We start from the raw sequence: 24,086 nt of genomic DNA on the forward strand, positions 1-24,086 counted from the left end.
AAGGGAAGGAGAGAACATTATGAGCGATATATACACTGATATTGCCAGGAGAACGGGCGGCAATATCTACATAGGTGTCGTTGGACCTGTCAGAACAGGCAAATCGACCTTTATAAAAGAGTTTATGGAGGAGGCCGTTATCCCCAATATCGAGAGCGACTATATGAAGGAGCGTGCTATCGACGAGCTTCCGCAGTCGGCAGGCGGCAGGACGATAATGACCACCGAGCCTAAGTTTATCCCCGAGGAGGCGGTGAGCGTCACAGTTGGCGAGAGCGCAAAGATGAACGTGCGCCTTATCGACTGCGTGGGCTACATAATCCCCTCGGCTATCGGCTATATCGAAAACGAAGCCCCACGAATGGTAAAGACACCGTGGTTTGAAGACGAGGTGCCCTTTAACATGGCAGCCGAGGTCGGCACACAGAAGGTCATCACCGAGCACTCGACGGTAGGCCTTGTGATAACCACCGACGGCTCTGTGACAGGCCTGCCCCGTGAGGAATACGAGGAGTGCGAGGAACGCATAATCGACGAGCTAAAAGCCATAGATAAGCCCTTTGCTATAATCTTAAACAGCACAGACCCCACAAGCGACGAGGTGCTTGCCCTTGCTGACAGTATGTCGCACAAATACGGCAGGCGTGTGATACCCTTAAGCTGCGCAGAGCTCACTGACAAGGACATAGCAGGCATCATGACCGAGCTTTTGTATTCCTTCCCGGTGCAGGAGATAAATATCGAGATGCCCACCTGGATAAACGCTCTCGATAAGGAGCACTGGCTGCGGCGTGAGATATTCAGCCAGATAAAGACCGCCGCTATGGGCGTATCCAGCCTGCGTGATATGGAGGGCTTTGCCGAGAGGCTTGCAGGGTGCGAACATCTGACACAGAGCGTGCTGAGCGGTATGTCACTCTCGGACGGCACGGCCACAGTATCGGCAAAGATACAGGACAGCCTGTTTTTCAAGATAATAGGCGAGTGTACCGGCCTTGAATGTGACACCGAGAGCGACCTCATGCCGCAGATACTTGCCCTCACCGGCTTTAAAAAGCGTTTTGAGAAGTTCTCATCAGCCCTTGACGATGTCGAGAAAAAGGGCTACGGCATAGTAATGCCGTCTATTGACGAGCTGAGTCTTGACGAGCCGGAGATAATCAGGCAGGGCGGCAAGTACGGCGTGCGCCTTAAGGCCTCAGCCCCTGCCATACATATAATGAAGACCACCGTCAATGCCGAGGTCGCCCCTATAGTCGGCTCGCAGAAGCAGTCGCAGGAGCTTGTGATGTACATGATGAGCGACTACGAGAACGAGCCCGAGAAGATATGGCAGTCAAACATCTTCGGCAAGAGCCTGCACGAGCTTGTAAACGAAGGCCTTATCACCAAGATGAACACCCTGCCCGACGATGCACGCCGCAAACTGCGTGAAACAGTCGAGCGCATGATAAACGAGGGCTGCTCGGGGCTGATATGTTTTATATTGTAGTACAAAAAAAGAGACCGTTTTTAAGCGGTCTCTTTTTCGTGTGTATTTTAGTTTTGTTCTGCCGTGTAGGTCTTGCCATTGAAGGAAACTGATGCGATGTTCTTTGTATCTGTCAGCTTTCTTAAATACTTGACTGTTGCATAGCCGTACTTGTGTGTGCAGTATGCCACAGCTGAATTTGAAAGCTCGCTTTCTTTTATGTCCCGGCTGTAGCTTATCGTCTCAGTCCTGCCGTCGGTGTAGGTTATCGTCATATCAGTCGTGATGTCGTCACAATCAAGGCGACATGCAGTTTCAGGGTCTTTCTGAGTGTTTTCGATGTATACTGCATAGTCGGATAAGTGGATAAGCTCGCCCTTTTCGTTTTTGAGCGTTACAGGCTCAGTGTTTTTCTTTATGTCAAACTCAATTGCCGATATATTCTCAGTGCCGCTCATCATGTTCTCAAACAGCACATCTGAGTCAAGCTCTGCCTGTGCGGTAACGGTATCATCGCCGATATCAGCAAATGATGTGAATGCGATGTATTCAACAAGACAGCCGTTTATACGCTTTCTGCCTATCTCCTCTTGGCAGGTGCCTATCATTCTTCCGTCCTTTGCCTCTATCGTGCTGTTGCCAACGTCTATCTTTCTCGACATACTGATAATTCGCTCGCCCTCCTGGTCAAGCGGCTCTATCGTCAGTATCAGCAGGCCGTTCTCGCCGTCAAATAAAACCACTTCATTCGTCAGCTTTAAATGCCCGTTGTCTGTCTTGATGTTTTCGCCGACGTAGTAGTCCTTGCTCCCGATGTCGTCGCCGAGCACTGCCTGAACTGTCTCGTCGTGTTTTGTGCTGTTATTTTTGTAAGCCGCAACTGCCCCTGCCGTTGCAGTTATCCCCAGCGCTGCCACAAGTGCCGCTGTAATTGCGATTTTCTTTGATGATGCAGTCTTTTTCATTTTTCCATGCCCCTTTCCGTCAAACAGACCTGTGAGGTCGGGCTGCTCTGCGCTCTCTAAGGTGATGTCACCTATCAGCCCGTCAAGCTCTGTTGTGTCCATATCGTCAAAAAGTCTTGTCAGCTTGTTTTCTGTGTCTGCCATTTATGACACCTCCTCTATCTGCTCAGCGAGTTTTTTCAAAAGCCTCTCGCAGCGCTTTCTTGCCGCCGCCTCACTGATACCGAGCGAAGCCGCTATGTCCTTGTATGCCTGCCCGAAGTAAAACCTGCGCATGATAAGCTGCCTGTCATCGTCCGGCAGGGCTCTGAGCCTGGCTATAAGCTCTTTCTTTGTCAGCTCATTATCGACACTGAAGCTGTCCGCCGTGAAGTCGCTTATAAGCTCTAACGGTATCACCTTCTGCGCCCTTGCAAGCTGCTCACGCCGCCGCAGGCTGACACTTTTTGCAAGTACGCAGATGTAGGCTTTCAGGCTGCCTTTTGAGAGGTCTATCTTGTTTCTGCTCTGCCATAGCCTGACAAAAATATCCTGCACTGTCTCCTCGGTATCCTCATCAGAAAACGCCGATAGCTTGTCCTTTACTATGGCATAGACATATCCGCTGAACTGCCTTGCTATCTGCTCCATGCCTGCCTGTGCGTCCTTTTCGGTGAGTGCTAAAAGCTCGCTGTCGGTCATAGCTGCTTCACCTCCTTTGCTTTGTTGAAAGTATTATGATGCATCGTTTGCTTTCTGCAGGTCTTTAAGGCAACACCGCACAAAGACCGCCTGAAGGCTTTGTACGCAACTTACTTGCATCTTTTCCGTCATATTACACATTTTTTCCTTGAAATACGGTAGTATTCCTTCGGAAAATCTGTGCAATCTGACGAAAAAGCTGACTGCGCAATTTGCGCACAATCTTCGTGCGGTGTTGCCTTAATGATGACCTATATATACATATACACCAAATCTTGTTTTGTGACAAGTATTTTTTTAGTTTAAAAATTTACACTTGCAAAGCTGCGCCATTTATGATATAATAATATTTGATTTTGGAAAAATACGGCTTAGTTTATATGTAAAGGAAAGAGGCAGCTATGGCAAAGAAAAAATATACAGATGCGGATATTCAGTTACTCAAAGGTGCTGACAGAGTAAGAAAGCGCCCGGCAGTTATCTTCGGCTCGGACGGTATCGAGGGCTGTAAGCACTCGGTCTTCGAGATACTTTCAAACTCTATCGACGAGGCTCGTGAGGGACACGGCAATAAGATAGTTCTTACTGTCTTTAACGACGGCTCTATCGAGATAGAGGATTTCGGACGTGGCTGCCCCGTTGATTACAACACAGTCGAAAAGCGCTATAACTGGGAGCTCGTTTACTGCGAGCTGTATGCAGGCGGTAAGTTTGACAATAACTCGGGCGATAATTATGAGTATTCCTTGGGTCTTAACGGTCTCGGTGCCTGCGCTACACAGTACGCTTCAAAGTATATGGACGTTACCGTTTACCGTGACGGCTTTAAGTATTCGCTTCACTTTGAAAAGGGCGAGAATATCGGCGGCCTTACAAAGGAAGAATTCAAGGGCAAACGCACAGGCACAGTCACACGCTGGCTGCCCGACCTTGATGTATTCACAGACACGAATATCGAGCGTGAGTATTTTGAAGACGTGCTCAAAAAGCAGGCGGTAGTAAACCCGAATGTAGAGTTCATTCTTAAGATACAGCGTGAGAACAACTCCTTCGAGGAGATAAAATATCTATACGAGAACGGCATCGTCGATTATGTAAAGGAGATAGCAGGCGAGCAGACGCTCTCGTCTGTGCAGCTTTTCACAGGCGACCGCAAAGGACGTGACAGAGAGGACAAGGACGAATACAAGGTAAGGCTCAATGTTGCTTTTACCTTCTCGAATAAGGTGGCAACTACCGAGTATTTCCACAATTCGAGCTTCCTTGAACACGGCGGCTCACCCGAGGACGCAGTAAAGCTCGCATTCACAAACCAGATAAGCACATATATCAAGGACGCAGGCAAGTATTTAAAGAACGAGAAGGCTATCAAGTTCGAGGACGTGTCAGACAGCTTGGTGCTCGTGTCAAGCTCATTCTCGACGGTGACGAGCTACGCCAACCAGACCAAGAAGGCTATAACAAACAAGTTCATCAAGGAGTGCATGACAGAATTTTTAAAGCACAACCTTGAAGTGTATTTCATAGAGAACCCCGACGAAGCAAACCGTATCGCAGAGCAGGCGCTTATCAACAAGCGCTCCCGTGAGAAGGCTGAAAAGTCGAGGATAGACATAAAGAAGAACCTCCAGGGCAAGATAGACCTTGCAAACCAGGTGGCTAAGTTCGTTGACTGCCGTTCAAAAGACCTTGCAAAGAGAGAGCTTTATATAGTTGAGGGTGATTCGGCTCTCGGCTCTGTAAAAATGGCAAGAGATGCCGAGTTCCAGGCTGTTATGCCGGTGCGAGGCAAGATACTCAACTGCCTTAAGGCCGACTATGACCGTATATTCAAATCTGAGATAATCACCGACCTTATAAGAGTTCTCGGCTGCGGTGTTGATGTCAAGACCAGCAAGAACAAAGACCTTTCATATTTCAATATCGACAACCTGCGCTGGAACAAGATAATAATCTGCACCGATGCCGACTACGACGGCTTCCAGATAAGAACGCTCATCTTAGCTATGCTCTACCGCCTGACACCACGTCTTATCGACGAGGGCTATGTGTATATCGCAGAGACACCGCTTTTTGAGATAACCGCAAAAGAGGGCAAGAAGGAAAAGAAATACTTTGCCTACGACGAGCCCGAGAAAAACGAGATACTAAGCAGGATAGGCGATGCAAAGTATACTATCCAGCGTTCAAAGGGTCTTGGTGAGAACGAGCCCGAGATGATGGCGCTCACGACCATGCACCCTGACACACGCCGCCTGATAAAGGTCGAGCCGACCGATTCGGAGATGACCGAGTGGATGTTTAATATCCTGCTCGGCGACGACCTTGCAGGAAGAAAGGAATTCATCACCAATAACGGCGCTGATTACCTTGATATGGCTGATATCAGCTGATACAAATACTTAGGATAATAATATAAAGGAATAAGAACTATGCCAAGAAAAAAGAAGACAGAAGAACCCAAGCGCCCAGTTAACGCTATGGACGCATATATCGCAGGCGCAGGACAGGTCGCTTACGAGCCTATAACACAGACGCTTGAAAAGAACTATATGCCCTACGCTATGAGCGTAATAGTTTCACGAGCTTTCCCCGAGATAGACGGCTTCAAGCCCTCGCACAGAAAGCTGCTGTACACCATGTACAAAATGGGGCTTATCACCGGCGGGCTTACAAAGAGTGCTAACATCGTCGGCCAGACTATGCGCCTTAACCCCCACGGCGACCAGGCTATCTATGATACAATGGTGCGTCTTGCAAGGGGCAACGAGGCACTGCTGCACCCGTATATAATGAGCAAGGGCAACTTCGGTAAGGCGTATTCTGCAAATATGGCCTGCGCTGCCCCCCGTTATACCGAGGCAAAGCTCGAACCTATCTGCAACGAGCTTTTCAAGGATATCGACAAGAACACAGTCGATTTCGTGCCTAACTACGACAACACCATGCAGGAGCCGCTGCTTCTGCCGGCATCTTTCCCCTCAATTCTTGTAAACGCAAACGTCGGCATAGGCGTTTCTATGGCGTCGGCTATCTGCCCCTTCAACCTCAAAGAGGTCTGCGAGGCGGCTATCGCACTTATGCGTGATAAGGACACAAACCTCCTTGAAATAGTCAAGGGCCCCGACTTCCCGGGAGGAGCTTTCATGCTCTACGACGAGGCCGAGCTTGACAAGGTATACCGCACAGGCCGTGGCTCTATAAAGCTGCGTGCTAAATATGAGTATATCAAGGACGGCAACCTTATCGAGATAACCGAGATACCTGCTACCACGACTATTGAAGCGATAATCGAGAAGATAGTCGCACTTGTCAAGGCCGGCAAGATAAGAGAGATACAGTATGTGCGTGACGAGACTGATATCACAGGCTTAAAGATAGCAATTGACCTTAAGCGCGGCACAGACCCCGACAAGCTCATGCAGAAGCTCTACCGCCTGACCCCCTTGCAGGACGCATACCCCTGCAATTTCAACGTGCTCGTTCACGGCTACCCGAAGGTTATGGGTGTGTACGAAATTCTGGACGAATGGATAGCCTTCCGCACCGACTGTGTCAAGAGACGCACAGCTTACGATATCGAGCGCAAGAAGGAAAGGCTGCACCTGCTCAAAGGTCTTGGCAAGATACTTCTTGATATCGACAAGGCTATAAAGATAATCCGTGAGACCGAGGAAGAATCGGAGGTCATCGGAAACCTTATGATAGGCTTCTCTATCGACGAGGTGCAGGCTGAGTATGTCGCAGAGATAAAGCTGCGCCACCTGAACCGTGAGTATATACTCAAAAAGACTGCCGAGACTGACGAGCTCGAGCATGACATTGCAGAGCTTGAAGATATCTTAGGCAGCGACAGAAAGATAAAGAAGCTCATCAAGAGCGAGCTTGAAGAAGTCATCAAGAAATACGGCCAGGAGAGAAAGACACAGTTCTACTACTCGTCAGATGTTGAGGAGGTCGAGGAGGAGGACGACACCCCCGATTATCAGTGTACATTCTTCATGTCGCAAAGCGGCTATTTCAAGAAGATAACCCCTCAGTCGCTTCGTATGTCAAGCGAGCAGAAGTGCAAGGAGGGCGACTTTATCAGCCAGACAGTCGAGGCTACAAACAAGACCGAGATACTTTTCTTTGCTGATAACGCCACAGTATTCAAATCCCGTGGCTCTGACTTCTCAGACACAAAGGCAAGCACGCTTGGTGACTTTATCCCTGCAAAGCTCGGCTTTGACGAGGGCTCTAATGTAGTCAAGATGATAACCACGACTGATTATTCAGGCTATCTTATCTTCGTGTTTGAAAACGGCAAGTGCGCTAAGGTGCCGCTGTCTGCATACGCTACAAAGACCAACCGTAAGAAGCTCGCCAATGCCTACGGCACAAAGGCAAAGCTCATTGATATATTCTTTGTCGAGGAGAACGGCCTGCTCATGCTGCGCTCGTCAAACGGCAGAATGATAATCTTTGACACAGCGCTCATAAACCCCAAGGCTGCAAGAGACACTCAGGGCGTTCAGTGCATGACCCTCAAAGCCAAGAGCCTGCTCGATAAGGCGTTTATGGTGGACGAGCAGACGGCAGGGGAGCTCTCAAAGTATGTCGTCAAGAATATCCCCGTTGCCGGCAGCTTTGCAAAGGACGTTGAAGACCCCGACCAGCTGCATTTTTAGTAATGGTTATTGCATACTTTTGTGATGTAATATTATAAAAGATGAGAGTAATGCACCTGCAAGTATTACAGCTGTTAATGCAACGCCGATAAATAAAGAACGAGGCTAAGGTTTAGCTTATGTTTTATACTTGAATGAGGGGATAATATGAGCGATGCTAATTCATTTAAAGAAATGATTTTCTTCTTTTGCACGGTGATAAAGCCTTTGACGAAAAATACGGAACAAATACAGTTGAAAGACTTAAAGATCCGCTTGTGAAGGACAACCGTAAAATCTGCCCATATTGTGAAGGCAAACTATATAGATTAAAGAATGAGTATAATGGGAAGTCATATCAATGTACTCGTTGTTATAAGTATTATTAAAAATGAGCAAGAATAGCCCATTCATTAGGGGCTATTCTTGCTTTCTGAAATATATTTGACATTTTTATCTTTTTGTGCTATTATAAGATTGAGCATATATATGCCGTGATATGTGCGGCTATGAACGGGGGATAGGAAATATGGAATGTCCGAAGTGTCATAAGACAGTCGGCGATAACGATGCCGTCTGCAAAAACTGCGGCCTTGTGCTTAAGGAAGACAGCGGCAAGTCAAAGGTGTCGCTCTTTTCGCCGAAAAAAAGCAGCGAGCGTAAAAAGGAACGCACAGAGCTCTCGCTTTTTGGCAGGTCAAAGGGCTCGCTGTCATCGTCAGGCGAGGCTGCGTCCGATAAGGGGCAGCTGCTCAGAAAGCTGAAAATATTCGGTATAGCTGTCGGTGCTCTGGCGATAATTATACTGATAATCGTGATAATCGTCAAGGTCATGGGCGGCGGCGGTGAGAAGACTGCCGAGAAGATAGCCGAGTATATCAATAAGCCTGTCACGACCGCTGAGGACAAGCTCGACCTCCACCTGAAAGAGGAGTCGGATTTCGACGGTGTCAACTATGCCTTCGGGTTTGACTATATCTATGAGTCTGAGGACGATGTAAAGGTAGATGAGGTCAAGTACCCCGAATGGGCTATCACAGTCAGCGTCGATGATGATAATGATATCACCAGCGTTACCTATACAAATATCAAGCTGCTCGAAAAGAACCATAAGGGTGTCAAGACCGACGGCAAGATATCCATAGATAACTTTGACGAGGGCGACAAGCTCTCAAAGGTGCTCGATACTCTCGGCATCGACCCCTACAGCATAACCTACCGTATCCTCGGCAAGACCTATGTCTTCAAGTATTACTACCATGCAGACAACGGCGACAGCTGGGCGGTAGTCATCACGGCAGTGTTTGACCCTGATGATAAGCTCGAATATATAACCTCCGCCGATGTTTTCCCGACGGATATGAGCTTTTCGTGATATAAGATAAGTAACAGGCACTTTTGTCAGTCGTATGGCAAATGTGCCTTTTTGTATGCGGTATTATGCGAGCGTATACGGTCGTATGTTTTCGTAGTACGAAAAAGTACGAAACGATACTGATAATGTAAATGATAATGTAAATGATAATGATAATGCTAATGACAATGTGAATGAAAAAGATAATGAAAAGGAAAATGATAATGACAATGGAAATGAAGAAGACAAGGTAAATGACTTATTGTCTTCTTCTTCGTCTTTGTCGTCTTTGTCGTCTGTCTTGTGAGTACAGTGTCTTTTTCGTTTCCTTTATATGGATACAGTTTATCATTTGTTCAAGAATTACAAAAATGCTACAAATTATTGCTCAAATCTCACAAATGACGGGTTTTCCTTGACTTTGTCAGGGATTATTGGTATTATAGTATTGTGCGATATTTTGTAAAGAAAGGGGTGGGCGTCAATGGAAAGAGCAATAAGACTCTGTATGGGCTGTATGAATGAGCTCGATGAGAACGGCGTGTGCCATTATTGCAAATATACCGATGATGCAGCCTACCTGCGTTCCTACCTTGCACCTCGCACGGTGCTCGATAACAGATATATCATAGGCAAGATGCTCTCATATAACGGCGAGGGCGCTTCGTATATATGCTATGACTCGGTGGCTAAAGAAAAGGTAGTATGCCGTGAATATATGCCCGATACCCTCTGCGAGAGAGACAGGGGCAGCAATAATATCATAGTCAATTCCGACTGCCTGGCTAAGTATAAGACCTTTATGCAGGAGTTTGTCGAGACGAACAAGGCTCTCTCACGCATGAGGAACCTCAATCACATGGTCACAGCCAAGGATATGCTCTATGAGAACAATACGGCTTACGTTATCCTTGAATATATCGAGGGCGTATCTTTAAAGAAGTTCTTGCAGTCAAATACAGGCTTCCTCTCGTGGGAGCAGGTAAAGAAGCTGTTCGTGCCGGTGTTCACGACGCTTTCTATAATACATAACGCAGGGATAATCCACAGGGGGCTTTCTCCTGAGAATATAATCGTAACTATAAACGGTGAGCTCAGGCTCACAGGCTTTTGTATAAGCTCGATAAGAACCTCGAATACAGCGCTTTCGCCTGAGTTCTATTCAGGCTATGCCGCTCCCGAGCAGTATTCCTCGCTCGACTGGCAGGGCACATGGACAGACGTTTACGCTATCTCGGCAGTGCTTTACAGGATACTTACCGGCACTGTGCCGCTCGATGCGCTGACCAGGATAAACAACGATACCATGCCCGAGCCTGCAAGGGTCAACCCGCAGGTGCCGCCGAGAGTATCAAAGGTGCTCATGAAAGGCCTTGCTGTAAGAGGCGAGGAGAGGATACAGACTATCACCGAGCTCGTGACAGCGCTTTTCGAGCAGCCTGAGTATGTCGAGCACAGAAAAGGCCAGACGCAGACTATTCCGATAGCCAAGGCAAACGCCGAGGTGAGGAATTACAGAAACAACAACGAAAGACCCAGACAGCAGGCAAGGCAGCAAAAGGAAGAGCCTAAAAAGCCCAGCAATAAGGTAGTCATAGCAGGCTTTGTGGGGCTTGTGGCACTTCTTGGTGTGGCGCTGGTGCTGCTTTATCAGATAATGTCAAACGACAACGGCAGTTCATCGAGCCTGGCCGACAGCAACCCGGCAGTCAAGACGACTGTTACCTCGGAGAAGATCGCAGAGCCCGACAGCAGCTCGGAAACACCTGAAGAATCATCTGACAGCGGCTACGGCACGGGCGCATTCATGCCTGACCTTGTGGGCTACAGATATGACGGCGTGACCGAGAAGCTCGGCAATTCGTTTGAGGTCATAGTTGAGCCTTTCTATTCTGACGAGTATGACGCAGGCATAATAACCGAGCAGAGCATACCGGCTAATACCGAGTATGACCCGACAAAGCGCCATAAGCTGACCCTTAAGGTGTGCCAGGGCTCAGAGTATTCAACCGTTCCTGATTTTGCAGGCTATACGCAGGAGAATTATCTTAAGCTGCTTGGCGAGCTGAGGATAAAGTATAACGTCGTTGAGACTGAGAGCAGCGAGTCAAAGGGCAGCATCGTAAAGCTCAGCAAGAATGTTAATGACCAGATAAACGTCAAGAACGGCGAGGAACTTATAGTATATGTCTCTACCGGCGAGCAGGAGACCTCTATCGTGACGACGACGACCGAGGAGGAAACTACCACCACCACCGAGGAGACGACGACTACGACCGAGCCTGAGACGACAACTGCCCCCGAGGAGACCGAGCCCCCTGAGGAGACGGAGCCTGACAACGAGGAGCAGGATAATGAGTAAACAACACACTCGCCCCGCAATGGGGCGATTTGTGCGTGTCGGGGCAGGATTTATATAGTTTAAATAAAGTGTAAAATAAATTTTAAAGCCTTGACATCGCACCTGCTTTGTGTTATGATATAACTTGGTGATTAAGAAAACGTTTGCGTAAATTGTATAACAAAGGCTTGCTTTGGTTATGGAAAATGTCCAAATCAAGGCAGAATCTTCGTAAAAGGATGGAGAATGATTATGGCAAAGAAGATCGGTATTCTTACAAGCGGGGGCGACGCTCCGGGAATGAACGCCGCAGTAAGAGCGGTAACAAGATCAGCTCTTACCAAGGGTATTGAGGTAATAGGTATACAGAGAGGTTATGTAGGCCTTCTCAATAAGGAATTCGTTGAGATGAACGCAAGGACTGTTTCCGGTATCATCCAGCGTGGCGGTACCTGCCTTTATACAGCAAGATGCCCTGAGTTCCGCAATATGGAAGGTGTTATGAAGGGCAAGGCTGTCTGCGATGAGCTCGGCCTTGAAGGTATTGTTGTTATCGGCGGCGACGGCTCTTTCAGAGGCGCCGGTGACCTTTCAAACGCAGGCATTCCCTGTATCGGTCTTCCCGGTACTATAGATAACGATATACAGTGTACAGAGTATACTATCGGCTACGACACAGCTATGAACACAGCTATGGAGATGATAGACAAGCTCCGTGACACAACTCAGTCTCATGACCGCTGCTCGGTAGTTGAGGTAATGGGCAGAAAGGCAGGCTATATAGCTGTCAATGTCGGCATCGCTGTTGGTGCTGAGGCTGTTATCACACTTGAGCGTGAGTATGACCTTGATGCTATCGCTGCCAAGATGGTAAAGGTAAAGAATTCCAAGAACGGCAAGCACCACTTCATCATCGTTGTTGCTGAGGGCGTTGGCCAGACTGAGAATATAGCCAAGTCTCTCCAGGAGATGACAGGCATCGAGTCAAGAGTTACTATCCTCGGCCACGTTCAGAGAGGCGGCTCGCCTACACTTCGTGACAGAGTTCTTGCTACTGAGATGGGCTACCATGCTGTTGAGCTGCTCGAACAGGGCATAGGCAACAGGATCGTCGGCCTTAAGGACGGCAAGGTATATGACATCGACCTGCAGGAGGGTCTTGCAATGAAGAAGCCCTTCCTTGACCACAGGTATGATGTATTCTATGATACAGCATATTGATATTTCAGGATATTGATATAAAAAAACAGAGTAGAGCTACGAGCGTCAAGTGCCGTCGGAACGGGGAGTTGTCCGTCGGACGAAAAAGCAGATGATATCTGCCTTTGCGGTTCGTAACTCGCATCCCGCTGAATGTATTAACAAGGCTTTATTGCGGCTTTGCGTTCATTTTCGGGTGATCGCAAGGCCGTTTTACTTTGTTATCTCAGCATGACACAAAGGAAGGAAGATGTGTAATGAAAAACTTTTTCAAGATGTTCGCTGATTCTGCTAAGGAATTCAAGTCGGTAAAGACTATCACCGTGACGGGTATGTTTATCGCCCTGTCTATGATAATCGAGATGTTCTCGATCGATATCGGCTATGCAAAGCTCAACTTCGCATTTATCGCTATCGCAGTTATAGGAATGCTCTTCGGGCCTACTGTGGGCTTCGGCGCAGGCCTTGTGTGTGACGTTGTGGGCTATATCGCTCACCCGACAGGCGCTTTCCTGCCGATGTATACACTCGTTGCAGGACTCCAGGGTCTTATCTACGGCATATGCCTCTACTACAAGCGTGAAACTCCTATGGAAGTAAAGGGCAAGGATATCTCCCTCTTTGTCAAAGCAACTGTAGCAAGACTGCTTGATGTTATCATCATAAACCTGCTTATCAACACAAAGCTCAATATGCACTACGGCTTTATCCCTGCGGCTGCATACAGCACAGCTATCAAGGCAAGAGTTTTAAAGAACCTTATCGAGCTTGCAGCCGATCTGCCGCTGCTGTTCATACTTCTCCCCATATGCCTTGCAGCATACAAGCGCACATCAAAAAGCAGTGCTAAAGCATCATAAATAACACATAAAAGCCCCGAGGAAAAACCTCGGGGTCATTCTTTATTCTGTATTCTGAATTTTTCAGCATACGAAGTATGCGCTGCTTACCTCTTGTCGCCCATAAAGAACAGTGCTATCGTTCCGGGGCCTGAGTGTGCGCCTATTACTGCACCTGTGTAGCAGATGTTGACCTTTGTCTTTTTGCCGAAAAGCTCACGCATCTTGTCAGCACAGTATTCTGCGTCCTCAATGCAGTCACCGTGGCAGATGCATACCTCGCTGTTGTCCCAGTCGCCGCAGCGCTCCTTGATAAGCTCTATCAGCTTGTTGAGCGACTGCTTTCTGCCCCTTATCTTGCCAAGGGGGATAAGATGACCCTCGTTGTCAACGTGCAGCACGGGCTTTATGCCGAGTATTGACCCTGCAACGGCAGCAGTCCTCGAAACACGGCCGCCGCGCCTCAGATATTCAAGGTCATCGACTGTGAATACATGGCAGGTGTGGAGCTTGTTCTCCTCCAGCCACTCGCCGAGTTCTGAAAGCCCCATGCCCTCACGCCTCAGCCTGTCAGCCTTTATCAGCAGCAGCCCCTGCCCGGTGGAAGCACACAGCGAATCTACCAGCACTATCTTTGCATCGGGGTATTTTTCAAGCAGATTGTCCCTTGCTATGCAGGCCGCCTGATAGCTGCCGCTAAGACCCGATGAAAAGCCGAGGTGCAGAATGTCAAAGCCTTCGTTTATGCACCTTTCAAACTCCTCCTCATAGGTCTGAGGGGATACCTGCGAGGTCTTTGTCATAGCGCCGTTTCTCATGGCGTTGTAGAATTCAGGCAGGGTCATCTCGTCACCTATATATGTTTTCCCGTCTACCTCAAAGGCGAGGTTGAACAGCTTGACGTCCATTGTGTCAAGTATCTCCTTTGAAAGGTCACAGGTCGAATCCGAATAGAGCCTGTAGCTTATATCACTCATTTTAATGCCCCCAAATCGTAGATTATCCATATGATTATACATATGTATAAAAATATTATAGCATATTTTTAGACATTTGTATAGTTCTTTGAGAAGTCAAATGTAAATTTTATGTTAACTTGGGAATAGTTGCATAAAAGCCCCTGAAAACACGCTGCTGCGACGCAAATATAGATAAATTACTGTACGCTGTTTTGTATGATGTGACAAATTGTAATATTGCTGTAATATTTAGCTAAATTTGCTTGACAAAGTGAATTTTTTGTGATAAAATATTTAGTATGAATGAATGAAAATAGGTGAGCTGTGTCCTGATGCAGCCTGCGTGTTTTTGATTCAGGTCAAATTTTTTATGTGAAAGGACTGTTTATAAGTTGAAGAGTATTAAGAGAACTATGGCAATGTGCGCAGCTGCGACCCTCGTATTCTCCACTATGGGCGTAATGCCTGCAGCCGCTGCCGGCGATTCCGTTGACGTAAAGCTTGTCGCTTCAAAGACAGTTGTTGAACCCGGTGATGAGATCACCGTTACAGTTGATCTAACAAACACTACCGGCGGTCTGGGCGGTTTCATGTTTGATATCACATATGATGATAAGGCACTTGAATTCGTTCCTACAAAGGATACTGAGAATGGTACATATCCTTATATCGAAGTTCCGTCTGACATCACTTCTGCTTCCAAGAGAAATAAGTACATAGCTGATAAGATGGATGAGTTATATGACGAAGGCAGATTCATGTTCGGCCAGATAACCGGCCCTAAGGAAGCTACTTCAGGCTCTGCTCACTTCCTCTGGATGCCTGATCCGGATGACGGCAACTACACTGATTCAGGTGATGTCCTTGAGGTAACATTCAAGGTAAAGGAAGGCGCTTCTGCCAAGACATATTATATCGACCTTGACAAGGTTCAGTTCGAGCAGCTTATCCCTGCATCTGAGGGCGGCGGTTCCAAGACTGTTGATGCTAACGTAACAGCTGCTTCCGTTAAGGTAAATGCCGCTGAGGTCGCTGTTAAGGACGTAACAGTTACTCCTTCTATCATCGAGTTTGCAAAGGCAGGCCTTACAAAGGCTATCTCTGCTGTAGTAGATCCTGATAACGCAACTGACAAGACAGTTACATATAAGAGCGGCAATACAAAGATCGCTACAGTTGACGCTTCCGGCGTTGTTACCGCTGTTGCTGAGGGTGTTACAAACATCACAGTTACTGCCGGCAAGGTTTCCAAGACAGTTAAGGTAACTGTTGCTCATACACATACTCTTACTAAGGTGGACGGTTATGATTCTACCTGCACAGAGACAGGCATCAAGGAGCACTATGAGTGCAGCGACTGCGGCAAGCTCTTTGCTGATGCTGAAGGCAAGACAGAGCTTACTGAGGCTGATATAGTTATACCTAAGAAGGCACATGACTTCACCAAGAAGGACGTTTCTGCCAAGTACCTCAAGACAGAGGGCACCTGCACAGAGAAGGCTGTTTACTACTACAGCTGCTCAATATGCGGTGAGAAGGATACAGAGACATTCGAGGGCGAGACATCTCCTTCCAACCACGTTCATACAGAGGTTAGAGACGCTGTAGAGCCGGGACTTTTCAAGGAAGGCTACACAGGCGATACTTACTGCTCTGACTGCGGCGTTAAGCTCAAGTCCGGCGATAAGATCGAGATGATCCTTCCTGATCGTGTAGAGCCTAAGGATCCTACTTGCACAGAGGACGGCAACATCGAGTACTACAAGTACGGCGAGAAGCTCTATGACAGCAACGATCCTGCAACTGCTAAGGAGATAACACTTGCTGCCGTAACTATCCCTGCTACAGGCCATGACTACTATGAGCCTACATATGAATGGGGCGCAAACAACAAGACCTGCACAGCTAAGAGAGTCTGCAAGAACGATTCTACACACGTTGAGACTGAGACAGTTGACGCTGTAGAGACAGTTATCACAGAGGCTACATACGAAGCAGGCGGCGAGTCCAAGTTCACCGCAACATTTACAAACCCTGCATTCGCAGAGCAGACAAAGACTGAGGCAACTGCTGCTAAGAACCATACATATGAGGCTGTTGAGGCTAAGGATCCTACCTGTGAGGAAGACGGCAACATTCTCTACTATGTAAGAGACGACGGCAAGCTCTTCAAGGATATGGCCGGCACTGAGGAGATAACTGAGGAAGACACAGTTGTTCCTGCTATAGGCCATGACTGGGAGCTCGATGAGGAGAGCGTAACATTCAACGACGATCACACTGCTTGCAAGGCAACTCTTGTCTGCAAGAATGATCCTTCTCATACAAATGATCTCGAAACAACTGATATCGAAGTTGTTGAGTCTGTAGATGCTACCTGCACAACTGACGGTTCTGTAACATACCTTGCTAAGTTCCAAGACGGCTTCGAGGCTAAGGTCACAGAGACAGTTGAAGCTACCGGCCATGACTGGGGCGAGTGGGAAGTAACTAAGGAAGCTACAGAGGACGAGGAAGGCGAGAGAACCCGCACCTGCAGCATCTGCGGCGAGACTGAGACAGAAGTTATCCCTGCACTCGGCAGCGAAGATGAAGACGGTGAAGGCGACGACGGCGATGCTGACGCAGACGGCGACGAGGACGGCGACGAGGACGGCGACACAGACGGCGACAAGGACAGCAAGTCTGACGGCGGCAAGTCCAACGGCGGCAAGTCCAACGGCGGCAACAACGGCGCTACAACTCCTTCTACAAGCAACCCTGTAACTGGTGCAGCTGCAGCATTCGGCGCACTTGCAACAGCTATCGGCGCACTTGCTATCTTCAAGAAGAGGAAATAATGTAAAATAGCTTTTTAGCTTGATAAAAAAGCAGCAGGGCTCGCTCTGCTGCTTTTGTTATGGTGATATTATGTTTAAAAGATTTTTCAGCGCGGCAGCGGCTGCTGCACTTGCCTGTGCTTGTGTGCCGTGTGTGAGCGCATATGACGGGCTGTTCTCCGTCTCCTCGGGGTCTGTCAAGGCAGGCGACGAGGTGACTATAGATGTAAGTGTCAGCGACAGCACAAAGCTCACGGCTGCAAGGCTGTTTGTAAAGTACGATGCTTCCGTATTCACGCTCACGGATGCGCAGGAGGTCGATTTCAGCGGCGTTGTAATGGGTAATAAGGACTACGAGCCGTTTACCTTCCTGTGGATAGACCCGTCAGGTATGGGCGTGGCTGATGAAGGCACATTTGCAAGGCTTACATTCTCGTGTGACAGGGACGCAGTTTCGGGCGACTATGATTTCTCGCTTTTCTATGAGGAGGAGGACTGTATAGACGCTTACGGCTATCCGCTTGACTTTGATGTGTCAGAGGGCAAGGTGACTGTCACCGGCGGAAAGTCTGCCGAGACGACAAAGCCTGTTACGACCACCACGTCAGCCGATACGACCACTGCAAAGGAAAAGAAGACGACGACCAAGGCCGTGACCACAAAGGGCAAGGATACAGATACAACGACTACCAAGCCGAGCGAGACGCAGTCTCAAACGAGCAGTACGTCGTCTGAGACAAAGAAGTCCGAGTCTACCACCAAGGACAAGGACGACTCGTCCGAGCCTGATAAGACGAGCAAGACTACCAGGACATCAGACTCGCAGACCGAGACTGTATCTACAGATGTGACGGTAACAGAGCCCGGCGACATATCAGATACTACAACGACCACCGTGTCTGCTGCGGCTTCGTCTGACAGCTCCTCATCGCCTGATGATAAGGATACCGGCAGCAAGAAAGGCATCATAGCAGTGCTGGCATTTGTCGGCCTGTGCGGCATCGTGCTCGCTGTGTGGCTTGTGTTCAGAATAAAGAAAGAAAAATAATACTAAAGGCAACACCGCACGACCCGCGGCTAACGCCTCTGCACATCATCTGCTTGCCAGCTTTCCGTCATATTACCCAAATTCTCCTTGACTTGCGTCAGCAAGCCTGCGTCGAATTTAGGCAATCTGACGAAAATCTGGACGGCGCATCTGATGCACAGGGGTCGTGCGGTGTTGCCTAAAAGGTCTGTGCGTGATGCACAGGCCTTTTTTGCGTAAAAATAAAGGCCTGCAATATGCAGACCTTTAGGTTTATTTTATTCTCTTGCCTTTTTTCTTTGGCTTTTTTTCTTCCTCGATAGGTGCTTCCTTGCCGCCCATGTCCTCAAACAACGCTTCTTCGTCGTTTTTGAGATAGTCAAACTCAGGATTGTCCTCGCCGAGCTTGTCGTAGTAGGGCTGGATAACGTATTTTCTTATTACCGGATAGCAGTTGAAGCAGGTCACAAAGCATAAGAAGCTCGATGTCCAGAAAAGCATGATAAACAGCGAGAAGGGCAGCATGGTTATCATCATAAATGATATCATCAGCCATACCAGCAGCGTAACGAGCGACTGCTTAAGCCCGAGGCTGGTTAAGAAGAATGCGTTTTTGAATATCTGACGCAGGCTCAGTGTCGTTGATACTATCATCAGGTAGATGTAAAAATGCATCATAAAGAAGACGATAACGCACATAAGACACATCACAAAGGGGATATACATCATCTTGTTCTGCTGCGCCCATATGCTGTATGAAGGCACTGCTACTATGAATGCCACCACGAAGATAATGTCTATCAGCCCCATGATGAAGCTCTGCTTGAAGTTTTTCTTGAAGGCCTCCCAGAAATCCTGCCATACAAAAGCGTGGCGCTCCTGCGAGTAGTTTCTTGCGACCTTGGTCATGCCTGCGGTCGCAGGGCCTATGGTTATAATCGGTATGCAGGCGAGCAGATATATGAGGTTGAGCCCCATGAGCACCCACATCCTGCGCCCGTAGACTTCCATAAACTTGAAAAGCCCCACCTTTTCCTGCGGCGCCTTAGGCACGCCGGGGCCTGCGCTGTTGTAGTTTGAGAATAATCCCATAATTTCACTTTCCTTTGTTGTTTGTAATGCCGCTATACGGCAAATATCATTTTATATATTATTGTTATCACGCTCTGCAAAAGAGCTGCCGCCCCTGTGCATGAGAGAAGTACGAGCATCTTTACCGAGTAGAGCTTTGTGATGTCGCACAGCTGCCTGTCGGTCGTGCTGCCGGTAAGCGTTTTGAAAACTATGCCCGACATGGATATCGACTCTCTTGCAGCGAGAATGAGTATCATAAGCCCTGCTGCGCTCTCAGGCAGAAGCAGGAACGAGAAGACTTTAAGCCCCTCCTTGCCGTATGCCGAGAACACCGAAGCCGCCGCCGCACCTATGCCGACCGCCCTGCAAACGAGCACCAGCACAGTAAATGGCTGCCCCAGAGCACACAGCCCGAGCAGGAAAACCGCCGCCATGAACAGCGCCCCTGTCCCGAAAGACTTGAGTATCATAGGCCCGAGCCCGGAGCTTAGCCGTGAGCTTAGAAAATCATCATTTATCAGCCCGAGCGAGCGCTGTGTATCATCACTTGCATAGCAGCAGACAAGCGTGCCGAAAAGCACACCTAAAAGTGCCGCCGCCATGAGGAACACGAACATATCGAGCCTTGCGTTTGAACGCCTTTGCATATATATCACCCCGAAAATATCTATAGATAATATATATGCTTACTTGTCCGCCTGTATTACTTTGAAAGCTCGTATGCTCTCTTTGTGCAGGCCTTGCAGCAGTCGTCAACTGCCTTTTTGAGGTCGTTAGCTCTCAGCTGTTCAAGCCCTGCGATAGTCGTGCCGCCCTTTGATGAAACCATTGTTATGAGCTCATCAAGTGTCTTGCCGCTGTCGGTTATCATCTTTGCAGAGCCTATGAGAGACTTTGCAAAAAGCTCTGTTGCAGCCGCAGCATCAATGCCCACGCTCTGCGCATACTCTATGAAATACTGTGCGTAAAGGTAGATAAAAGCAGGGGAGGAGCCGTTGATAGCGATGATCTCCTTCATCTTGTCCTTGGGAACGACCGAGTAGATGCCGCCGGAAGCGAATACCTTGCACACAAGCTCAAATTCCTCGTCAGTCACGCTGTCAGAGTGTGAAAGAGCTGTAGCACCCTCTCCGAGCAGAAAAGGAGTGTTGGGCATAACGAGCACTACCTTTGCGTTTTCAACAGTTCTCTTTGCGTAGTATTCGTCAGTCACGCCTGCAAGTATAGACACGATAACAGTGTCGCTGTCAACCTCGGAAGCCACCTCGTCGAGCACCTCGTCGAGCTGCTGCGGCTTTATTGCAAAGAACACATACTTGCACTGCTTAACAACGTCCTTTGCATCGCCTGTTGCTGTAACACCTGCTGCCATAGCCCTGTCAAGTGCAGCCTCTGACTTGTCAAATGCGAAGAGCTTTACATCATTCTTCATATCACTTGAAAGAATACCCTTCATTATGGCATAGCCCATGTTTCCTGCACCAATAAATCCTACATTTGTCATATTATCAAGTCCTTTAATTCTTATCTATTTTTCCGAGCGAGAGGTCTTTGAGGTATGCGTTTATGAACCCGTCAAGGTCGCCGTCCATAACTGCCTGTACCTGTGTAGTCTCATAGCCTGTTCTTGTGTCCTTAACAAGGGTGTAGGGCATGAATACATACGAGCGTATCTGCGAGCCCCATGCGATCTCCTTCTGCACGCCCTTGATGTCGGATATTTTGTCAAGGTGCTCCTGCTCCTTTATCTTAACGAGCTGTGCTGTCAGGAGCATCATAGCGTATTTTCTGTTTTGCACCTGCGAGCGCTGTGTCTGGCAGGAAGCGACCAATCCAGTCGGGATATGTGTAAGTCTTACAGCAGAGGAGGTCTTGTTGATGTGCTGACCGCCGGCACCGGATGAACGGAAAACGTCCATCTTGATATCCTCAGGACGTATCTCTACCTGGATGCTCTCGTCTATCTCAGGCATAACATCAACTGCCGAGAATGAGGTGTGTCTGCTTCCCGAGCTGTCGAAAGGCGATATACGCACAAGCCTGTGGATGCCTGCCTCGCTCTTTAAATAGCCGTAGGCGTTCTCGCCCTCAATGAATATAGATGCGCTCTTGTAGCCTGCATCGCCGCCTTCGAGGATATCCATCACCTGCACCTTGAAGCCGTGCTTGTCTGCCCAGTGGGTGTACATTCTGTAGAGCATCTCTGTCCAGTCCTGCGCCTCTGTGCCGCCTGCACCTGCGTGCAGCGTGAGGATACAGTTGCGGCTGTCATACTCGCCCTTAAGGAGAGTTTCGAGCTTTATCTTTTCAAGCTCCTCGCCGAGCTTTTTGAGCTCCTCGTTTATCTCCTCCACCATAGAGTCGTCGTCTTCCTCAGCGGCCATTTCTATCATGACCTCTATGTCATCTACGGCAGCGGTGAGCTTGTTGTATTTTTCGACCTTGTTCTCCAAGCTCCTTGTCTGCTGGAGCACCTTCTGCGAATTCTCCGTGTCGTCCCAGAAGCCCGGCTCGGCTGCTTTCTCGTGCAGCTCGTCTATCTTTTCCTTAGCATTCTCGATGTCGTAGACCGAATACAGCTCCTCGACCTGCGGCCTGTATTTTTCAAGCTCGGACTTTAAGTTTTCTAAAAATACCATAACTCTCTCCTTATTTCACATAAAAATATACCATACCATTATATTATATAACAAACTTAGAAAAAAGTAAAGAAAAATTTGTGAAAACTCTTTCCTTTTTTTATAAAGTATGGTATAATAGATATCTAAAGTGTTTTTATTGTATCATTTTACAAATAAATATCTTTTATTGAGCTAAGATATTAAAAATGAGGTCTGTTATAATGCAATGTCCTGTGTGCGGTGCAGAAAATCTAACTGAAAATGCTAACTTTTGTACCGGGTGCGGTGCGCCGCTCGGCGGCTATGCTTACAGTCGGCCTGCTGCCCCGGCGGTGAATGAGCAGATGCTCAGACAGCTCGGCAACGATATGGGCAACTACTGCAAGGTAAAACGTGTTCCTAAGCTGGGCGTAGCGCCTGTTCTGATAGTCCTGTTTGAGTTTGCTGCGATATCTGCTTTATGCATCGTGGCGGCCGGTGTTGCCGCAGGGCTTTTTATAGGAGCTTTCTTTGGCGGGGTGTTTGCACTTCTCGTGTGGCTCGTTTACAGGCTGCGTGTCGGGGCATCAAAAAGGCTCAACACATACTTTGGCACAGACGGCGAAGTGAACGTGCTGCTCGATTTCGCATCGGCAGAGCCCTTTGTAAATGACCAGTTCAGGCTCGGTATGAAATATCTTTTTATCAGAAACAGCGCAGTGCTGCGGTTAGTCAATATAACCGATGTAAGGATAATAGTGCATCATTACCGTATCATTCCGACAGGCTTTCACCTGACAGCTATTGTAGACGACGAGAACGGCAGTCTGGCTTTTCCGCTGTGCAGGCTGCATATGTTTAAATTCAGGCCGGAATCAGAGCAGGTGATATCAACTATTATGCAAAGGCGTGACTTTGCGAGAAATAATATGAGACAGATATAATACCATAAGAGACATAAAACGAGACAGAAAATGAAAGGAGAACTGTATAGTGGAAGTAAACAGATTTTACGGCTCACGCTGTATATCCTGCAAGGAAGAGTTCAGGCATGGTGACGATATAGTCGTTTGCCCCGAGTGCGGTACTCCTTATCACAGAGAGTGCTATAAAAAAGAGGGCAGATGCATAAACGAGGCTCTTCACGCTTCAGGCTACAGCTGGAAGCCCATAACCGAGGAGGAGGCAGCAGCTGCCAAGGTGAGCGAGAGCGGGACTATCCGCTGCTTCCGCTGCGGCGAGGAGAACCCGTCGGATATGCTGTTCTGTACAAAATGCGGCCTGCCGCTTCATCAGAACGAGCCGCCCGAGCGCCCCTTCAACAATATGTACACCCCCAACCGCTATCCGGATATGAACAGCACAGGCCAGCAGCCCGGCCAGCAGCAGGGCGTGCCGCCTTTTACCAACACGATAATGCTTGACAAGAATTCCGAGATAGACGGCATCACGATAGAGGATTACGCTTGCTTTGTCAGGAGCAATCCGATATACTTCATAACGACATTCTTCCGCTTTTTCAAGCTGAAGACCAAGATATCATTCAACTTCGGAGCAGTGCTGTTCCCTGAGTTCTATATGCTATACCGCAAGATGTACGTCAGGGGAATGATAATGCTTATCCTGAGCTTCCTGCTCTCGGTGCCTTCGTATATCTACCTCGGCACGCAGGAATTCATGGGTCAGGTGTTCATCAAGAGCGCCCCGTTCGTCGAGGGCAAGACCTTCCAGCTGATATATCAGGCTTCCTATTACGCTTTCTGGGCGATAAGGCTGCTGCTCGGCTTCTCGGTCAACTATATGTATTATTCCTCGGTCAAGAAGCGGATACGCCGTATCAAGGCCGAAAACCCCGATAATATGCAGGCCCGGCAGATAATGGCTCTTGCAGGCGGTGTCTCATGGCCGGCTGTGATACTTGGCGGAACGCTCATGTTCGGGCTGTTCACAGGGCTGATGTTCCTGATAAATAATGTCATCGCATAACGTGAATTTACAGAAAATTTACAATATATCAGATATCAAGGTTGACAAAAAGCTCGGCCTGTGATATAATAATTAAGTTATCCTTGCTTGTGATAAACACAGGCGAAATCCAAAGGGAGGT

The 24,086-nt window shown here is 48.2% G+C and carries 18 protein-coding genes and 1 riboswitch; of the genes, 11 read left to right on the forward strand and 7 right to left on the reverse strand.

Translation table 11 applies throughout. From position 1 onward, the window contains the following. Nucleotides 1–19 precede the first annotated feature (19 nt). On the forward strand, nt 20–1,492 hold the full coding sequence (spoIVA, locus tag CD05_RS0104375; RefSeq protein WP_028509464.1) for a stage IV sporulation protein A: 1,473 nt from the start codon (nt 20–22) through the stop codon (nt 1,490–1,492). A 47-nt stretch (nt 1,493–1,539) separates the two neighbouring features. Here the strand turns inward: spoIVA and CD05_RS0104380 are convergent, their stop codons facing one another. Both CD05_RS0104380 and CD05_RS0104385 read right to left on the reverse strand, forming a co-directional pair. After that, entirely contained in the window at nt 1,540–2,580 is a 1,041-nt protein-coding gene (locus CD05_RS0104380; protein ID WP_028509465.1) for a hypothetical protein, read from the reverse strand. Continuing rightward, nucleotides 2,581–3,117 carry a sigma-70 family RNA polymerase sigma factor gene (locus tag CD05_RS0104385; RefSeq protein ID WP_028509466.1) on the reverse strand — a complete coding sequence of 179 codons (537 nt, stop codon included), beginning with the start codon at nt 3,115–3,117 and terminating at the stop codon, nt 2,581–2,583. A 401-nt stretch (nt 3,118–3,518) separates the two neighbouring features. Here CD05_RS0104385 and CD05_RS0104390 point away from each other — a divergent pair, with 401 nt between their 5' ends. The 6 genes from CD05_RS0104390 to CD05_RS17465 all read left to right on the forward strand — a co-directional run bounded on the left by CD05_RS0104390 (nt 3,519) and on the right by CD05_RS17465 (nt 13,521). After that, nucleotides 3,519–5,510, forward strand: coding sequence for a toprim domain-containing protein (locus CD05_RS0104390; protein WP_028509467.1), 1,992 nt, complete (start codon nt 3,519–3,521; stop codon nt 5,508–5,510). Between the two features lie 39 nt (nt 5,511–5,549). Next, a complete protein-coding gene (locus CD05_RS0104395) occupies nt 5,550–7,787 on the forward strand; it encodes a DNA topoisomerase (ATP-hydrolyzing) subunit A (RefSeq protein ID WP_028509468.1) in 2,238 nt (745 codons plus the stop codon). Between the two features lie 508 nt (nt 7,788–8,295). Continuing rightward, the gene (locus CD05_RS0104405; protein WP_028509469.1) at nt 8,296–9,141 is read left to right on the forward strand and encodes a TFIIB-type zinc ribbon-containing protein; all 846 of its coding nucleotides are present in this window, start codon (nt 8,296–8,298) and stop codon (nt 9,139–9,141) included. 463 nt (nt 9,142–9,604) lie between these two features. Further along, nucleotides 9,605–11,482, forward strand: a complete 1,878-nt coding sequence (locus CD05_RS0104410) for a protein kinase (RefSeq protein WP_028509470.1) — start codon at nt 9,605–9,607, stop codon at nt 11,480–11,482. A 231-nt stretch (nt 11,483–11,713) separates the two neighbouring features. Beyond that, entirely contained in the window at nt 11,714–12,682 is a 969-nt protein-coding gene (gene pfkA, locus CD05_RS0104415; protein ID WP_028509471.1) for a 6-phosphofructokinase, read from the forward strand. Nucleotides 12,683–12,706: 24 nt separating this feature from the next. Beyond that, nucleotides 12,707–12,815, forward strand: a riboswitch (THF riboswitch). A 103-nt stretch (nt 12,816–12,918) separates the two neighbouring features. Next, nucleotides 12,919–13,521: a folate family ECF transporter S component gene (locus CD05_RS17465; protein ID WP_051588825.1), complete on the forward strand. Its 603-nt coding sequence runs from the start codon at nt 12,919–12,921 to the stop codon at nt 13,519–13,521. 86 nt (nt 13,522–13,607) lie between these two features. Here the strand turns inward: CD05_RS17465 and CD05_RS0104425 are convergent, their stop codons facing one another. Then, nucleotides 13,608–14,477 carry a DegV family protein gene (locus CD05_RS0104425; RefSeq protein ID WP_028509472.1) on the reverse strand — a complete coding sequence of 290 codons (870 nt, stop codon included), beginning with the start codon at nt 14,475–14,477 and terminating at the stop codon, nt 13,608–13,610. A gap of 374 nt (nt 14,478–14,851) precedes the next feature. Between CD05_RS0104425 and CD05_RS19510 the strand changes: the two genes are divergently transcribed. Together CD05_RS19510 and CD05_RS0104435 are read left to right on the forward strand one after the other, a co-directional pair. Next, nucleotides 14,852–17,299 carry an Ig-like domain-containing protein gene (locus CD05_RS19510; RefSeq protein ID WP_156947303.1) on the forward strand — a complete coding sequence of 816 codons (2,448 nt, stop codon included), beginning with the start codon at nt 14,852–14,854 and terminating at the stop codon, nt 17,297–17,299. A 70-nt stretch (nt 17,300–17,369) separates the two neighbouring features. Beyond that, nucleotides 17,370–18,326, forward strand: a complete 957-nt coding sequence (locus CD05_RS0104435) for a cohesin domain-containing protein (RefSeq protein ID WP_156947305.1) — start codon at nt 17,370–17,372, stop codon at nt 18,324–18,326. Between the two features lie 252 nt (nt 18,327–18,578). On the opposite strand, the gene CD05_RS0104440 is transcribed toward CD05_RS0104435, so the two are convergent. The 4 genes from CD05_RS0104440 to prfB are packed head-to-tail and all read right to left on the reverse strand — an operon-like array spanning nt 18,579 to nt 22,018. Beyond that, nucleotides 18,579–19,397 carry a YesL family protein gene (locus tag CD05_RS0104440; protein WP_028509474.1) on the reverse strand — a complete coding sequence of 273 codons (819 nt, stop codon included), beginning with the start codon at nt 19,395–19,397 and terminating at the stop codon, nt 18,579–18,581. A gap of 32 nt (nt 19,398–19,429) precedes the next feature. Then, on the reverse strand, nt 19,430–20,026 hold the full coding sequence (locus tag CD05_RS0104445; RefSeq protein WP_028509475.1) for a stage II sporulation protein M: 597 nt from the start codon (nt 20,024–20,026) through the stop codon (nt 19,430–19,432). Between the two features lie 56 nt (nt 20,027–20,082). Beyond that, complete coding sequence (proC, locus tag CD05_RS0104450; RefSeq protein WP_028509476.1) at nt 20,083–20,883, reverse strand: pyrroline-5-carboxylate reductase; 801 nt, start codon at nt 20,881–20,883, stop codon at nt 20,083–20,085. 13 nt (nt 20,884–20,896) lie between these two features. Then, nucleotides 20,897–22,018: a peptide chain release factor 2 gene (gene prfB, locus CD05_RS0104455; RefSeq protein WP_028509477.1), complete on the reverse strand. Its 1,122-nt coding sequence runs from the start codon at nt 22,016–22,018 to the stop codon at nt 20,897–20,899. Between the two features lie 203 nt (nt 22,019–22,221). Between prfB and CD05_RS0104460 the strand changes: the two genes are divergently transcribed. Together CD05_RS0104460 and CD05_RS17475 are read left to right on the forward strand one after the other, a co-directional pair. After that, nucleotides 22,222–22,923, forward strand: coding sequence for a zinc ribbon domain-containing protein (locus tag CD05_RS0104460; protein ID WP_028509478.1), 702 nt, complete (start codon nt 22,222–22,224; stop codon nt 22,921–22,923). A gap of 49 nt (nt 22,924–22,972) precedes the next feature. Further along, on the forward strand, nt 22,973–23,965 hold the full coding sequence (locus CD05_RS17475) for an RING finger protein (RefSeq protein ID WP_051588827.1): 993 nt from the start codon (nt 22,973–22,975) through the stop codon (nt 23,963–23,965). Nucleotides 23,966–24,086: the final 121 nt, after the last annotated feature.

The sequence above is a fragment of the Ruminococcus sp. NK3A76 genome, assembly GCF_000686125.1.
Taxonomy (GTDB): Bacteria; Bacillota; Clostridia; order Oscillospirales; family Ruminococcaceae; genus NK3A76.

Bases quoted from the DNA above. Each gene is read 5' to 3' on its own strand.
- CD05_RS0104445 (WP_028509475.1), bottom strand. From the start codon at position 20,026: ATGCAAAGGCGTTCAAACGCAAGGCTCGATATGTTCGTGTTCCTCATG.
- prfB (WP_028509477.1), bottom strand. From the start codon at position 22,018: ATGGTATTTTTAGAAAACTTAAAGTCCGAGCTTGAAAAATACAGGCCG.
- CD05_RS0104380 (WP_028509465.1), bottom strand. From the start codon at position 2,580: ATGGCAGACACAGAAAACAAGCTGACAAGACTTTTTGACGATATGGAC.
- CD05_RS0104410 (WP_028509470.1), top strand. From the start codon at position 9,605: ATGGAAAGAGCAATAAGACTCTGTATGGGCTGTATGAATGAGCTCGAT.
- CD05_RS0104460 (WP_028509478.1), top strand. From the start codon at position 22,222: ATGCAATGTCCTGTGTGCGGTGCAGAAAATCTAACTGAAAATGCTAAC.
- CD05_RS0104425 (WP_028509472.1), bottom strand. From the start codon at position 14,477: ATGAGTGATATAAGCTACAGGCTCTATTCGGATTCGACCTGTGACCTT.
- CD05_RS0104405 (WP_028509469.1), top strand. From the start codon at position 8,296: ATGGAATGTCCGAAGTGTCATAAGACAGTCGGCGATAACGATGCCGTC.
- spoIVA (WP_028509464.1), top strand. From the start codon at position 20: ATGAGCGATATATACACTGATATTGCCAGGAGAACGGGCGGCAATATC.
- CD05_RS0104440 (WP_028509474.1), bottom strand. From the start codon at position 19,397: ATGGGATTATTCTCAAACTACAACAGCGCAGGCCCCGGCGTGCCTAAG.
- CD05_RS0104390 (WP_028509467.1), top strand. From the start codon at position 3,519: ATGGCAAAGAAAAAATATACAGATGCGGATATTCAGTTACTCAAAGGT.
- pfkA (WP_028509471.1), top strand. From the start codon at position 11,714: ATGGCAAAGAAGATCGGTATTCTTACAAGCGGGGGCGACGCTCCGGGA.
- CD05_RS17465 (WP_051588825.1), top strand. From the start codon at position 12,919: ATGAAAAACTTTTTCAAGATGTTCGCTGATTCTGCTAAGGAATTCAAG.
- CD05_RS0104395 (WP_028509468.1), top strand. From the start codon at position 5,550: ATGCCAAGAAAAAAGAAGACAGAAGAACCCAAGCGCCCAGTTAACGCT.
- CD05_RS0104435 (WP_156947305.1), top strand. From the start codon at position 17,370: ATGTTTAAAAGATTTTTCAGCGCGGCAGCGGCTGCTGCACTTGCCTGT.
- proC (WP_028509476.1), bottom strand. From the start codon at position 20,883: ATGACAAATGTAGGATTTATTGGTGCAGGAAACATGGGCTATGCCATA.
- CD05_RS0104385 (WP_028509466.1), bottom strand. From the start codon at position 3,117: ATGACCGACAGCGAGCTTTTAGCACTCACCGAAAAGGACGCACAGGCA.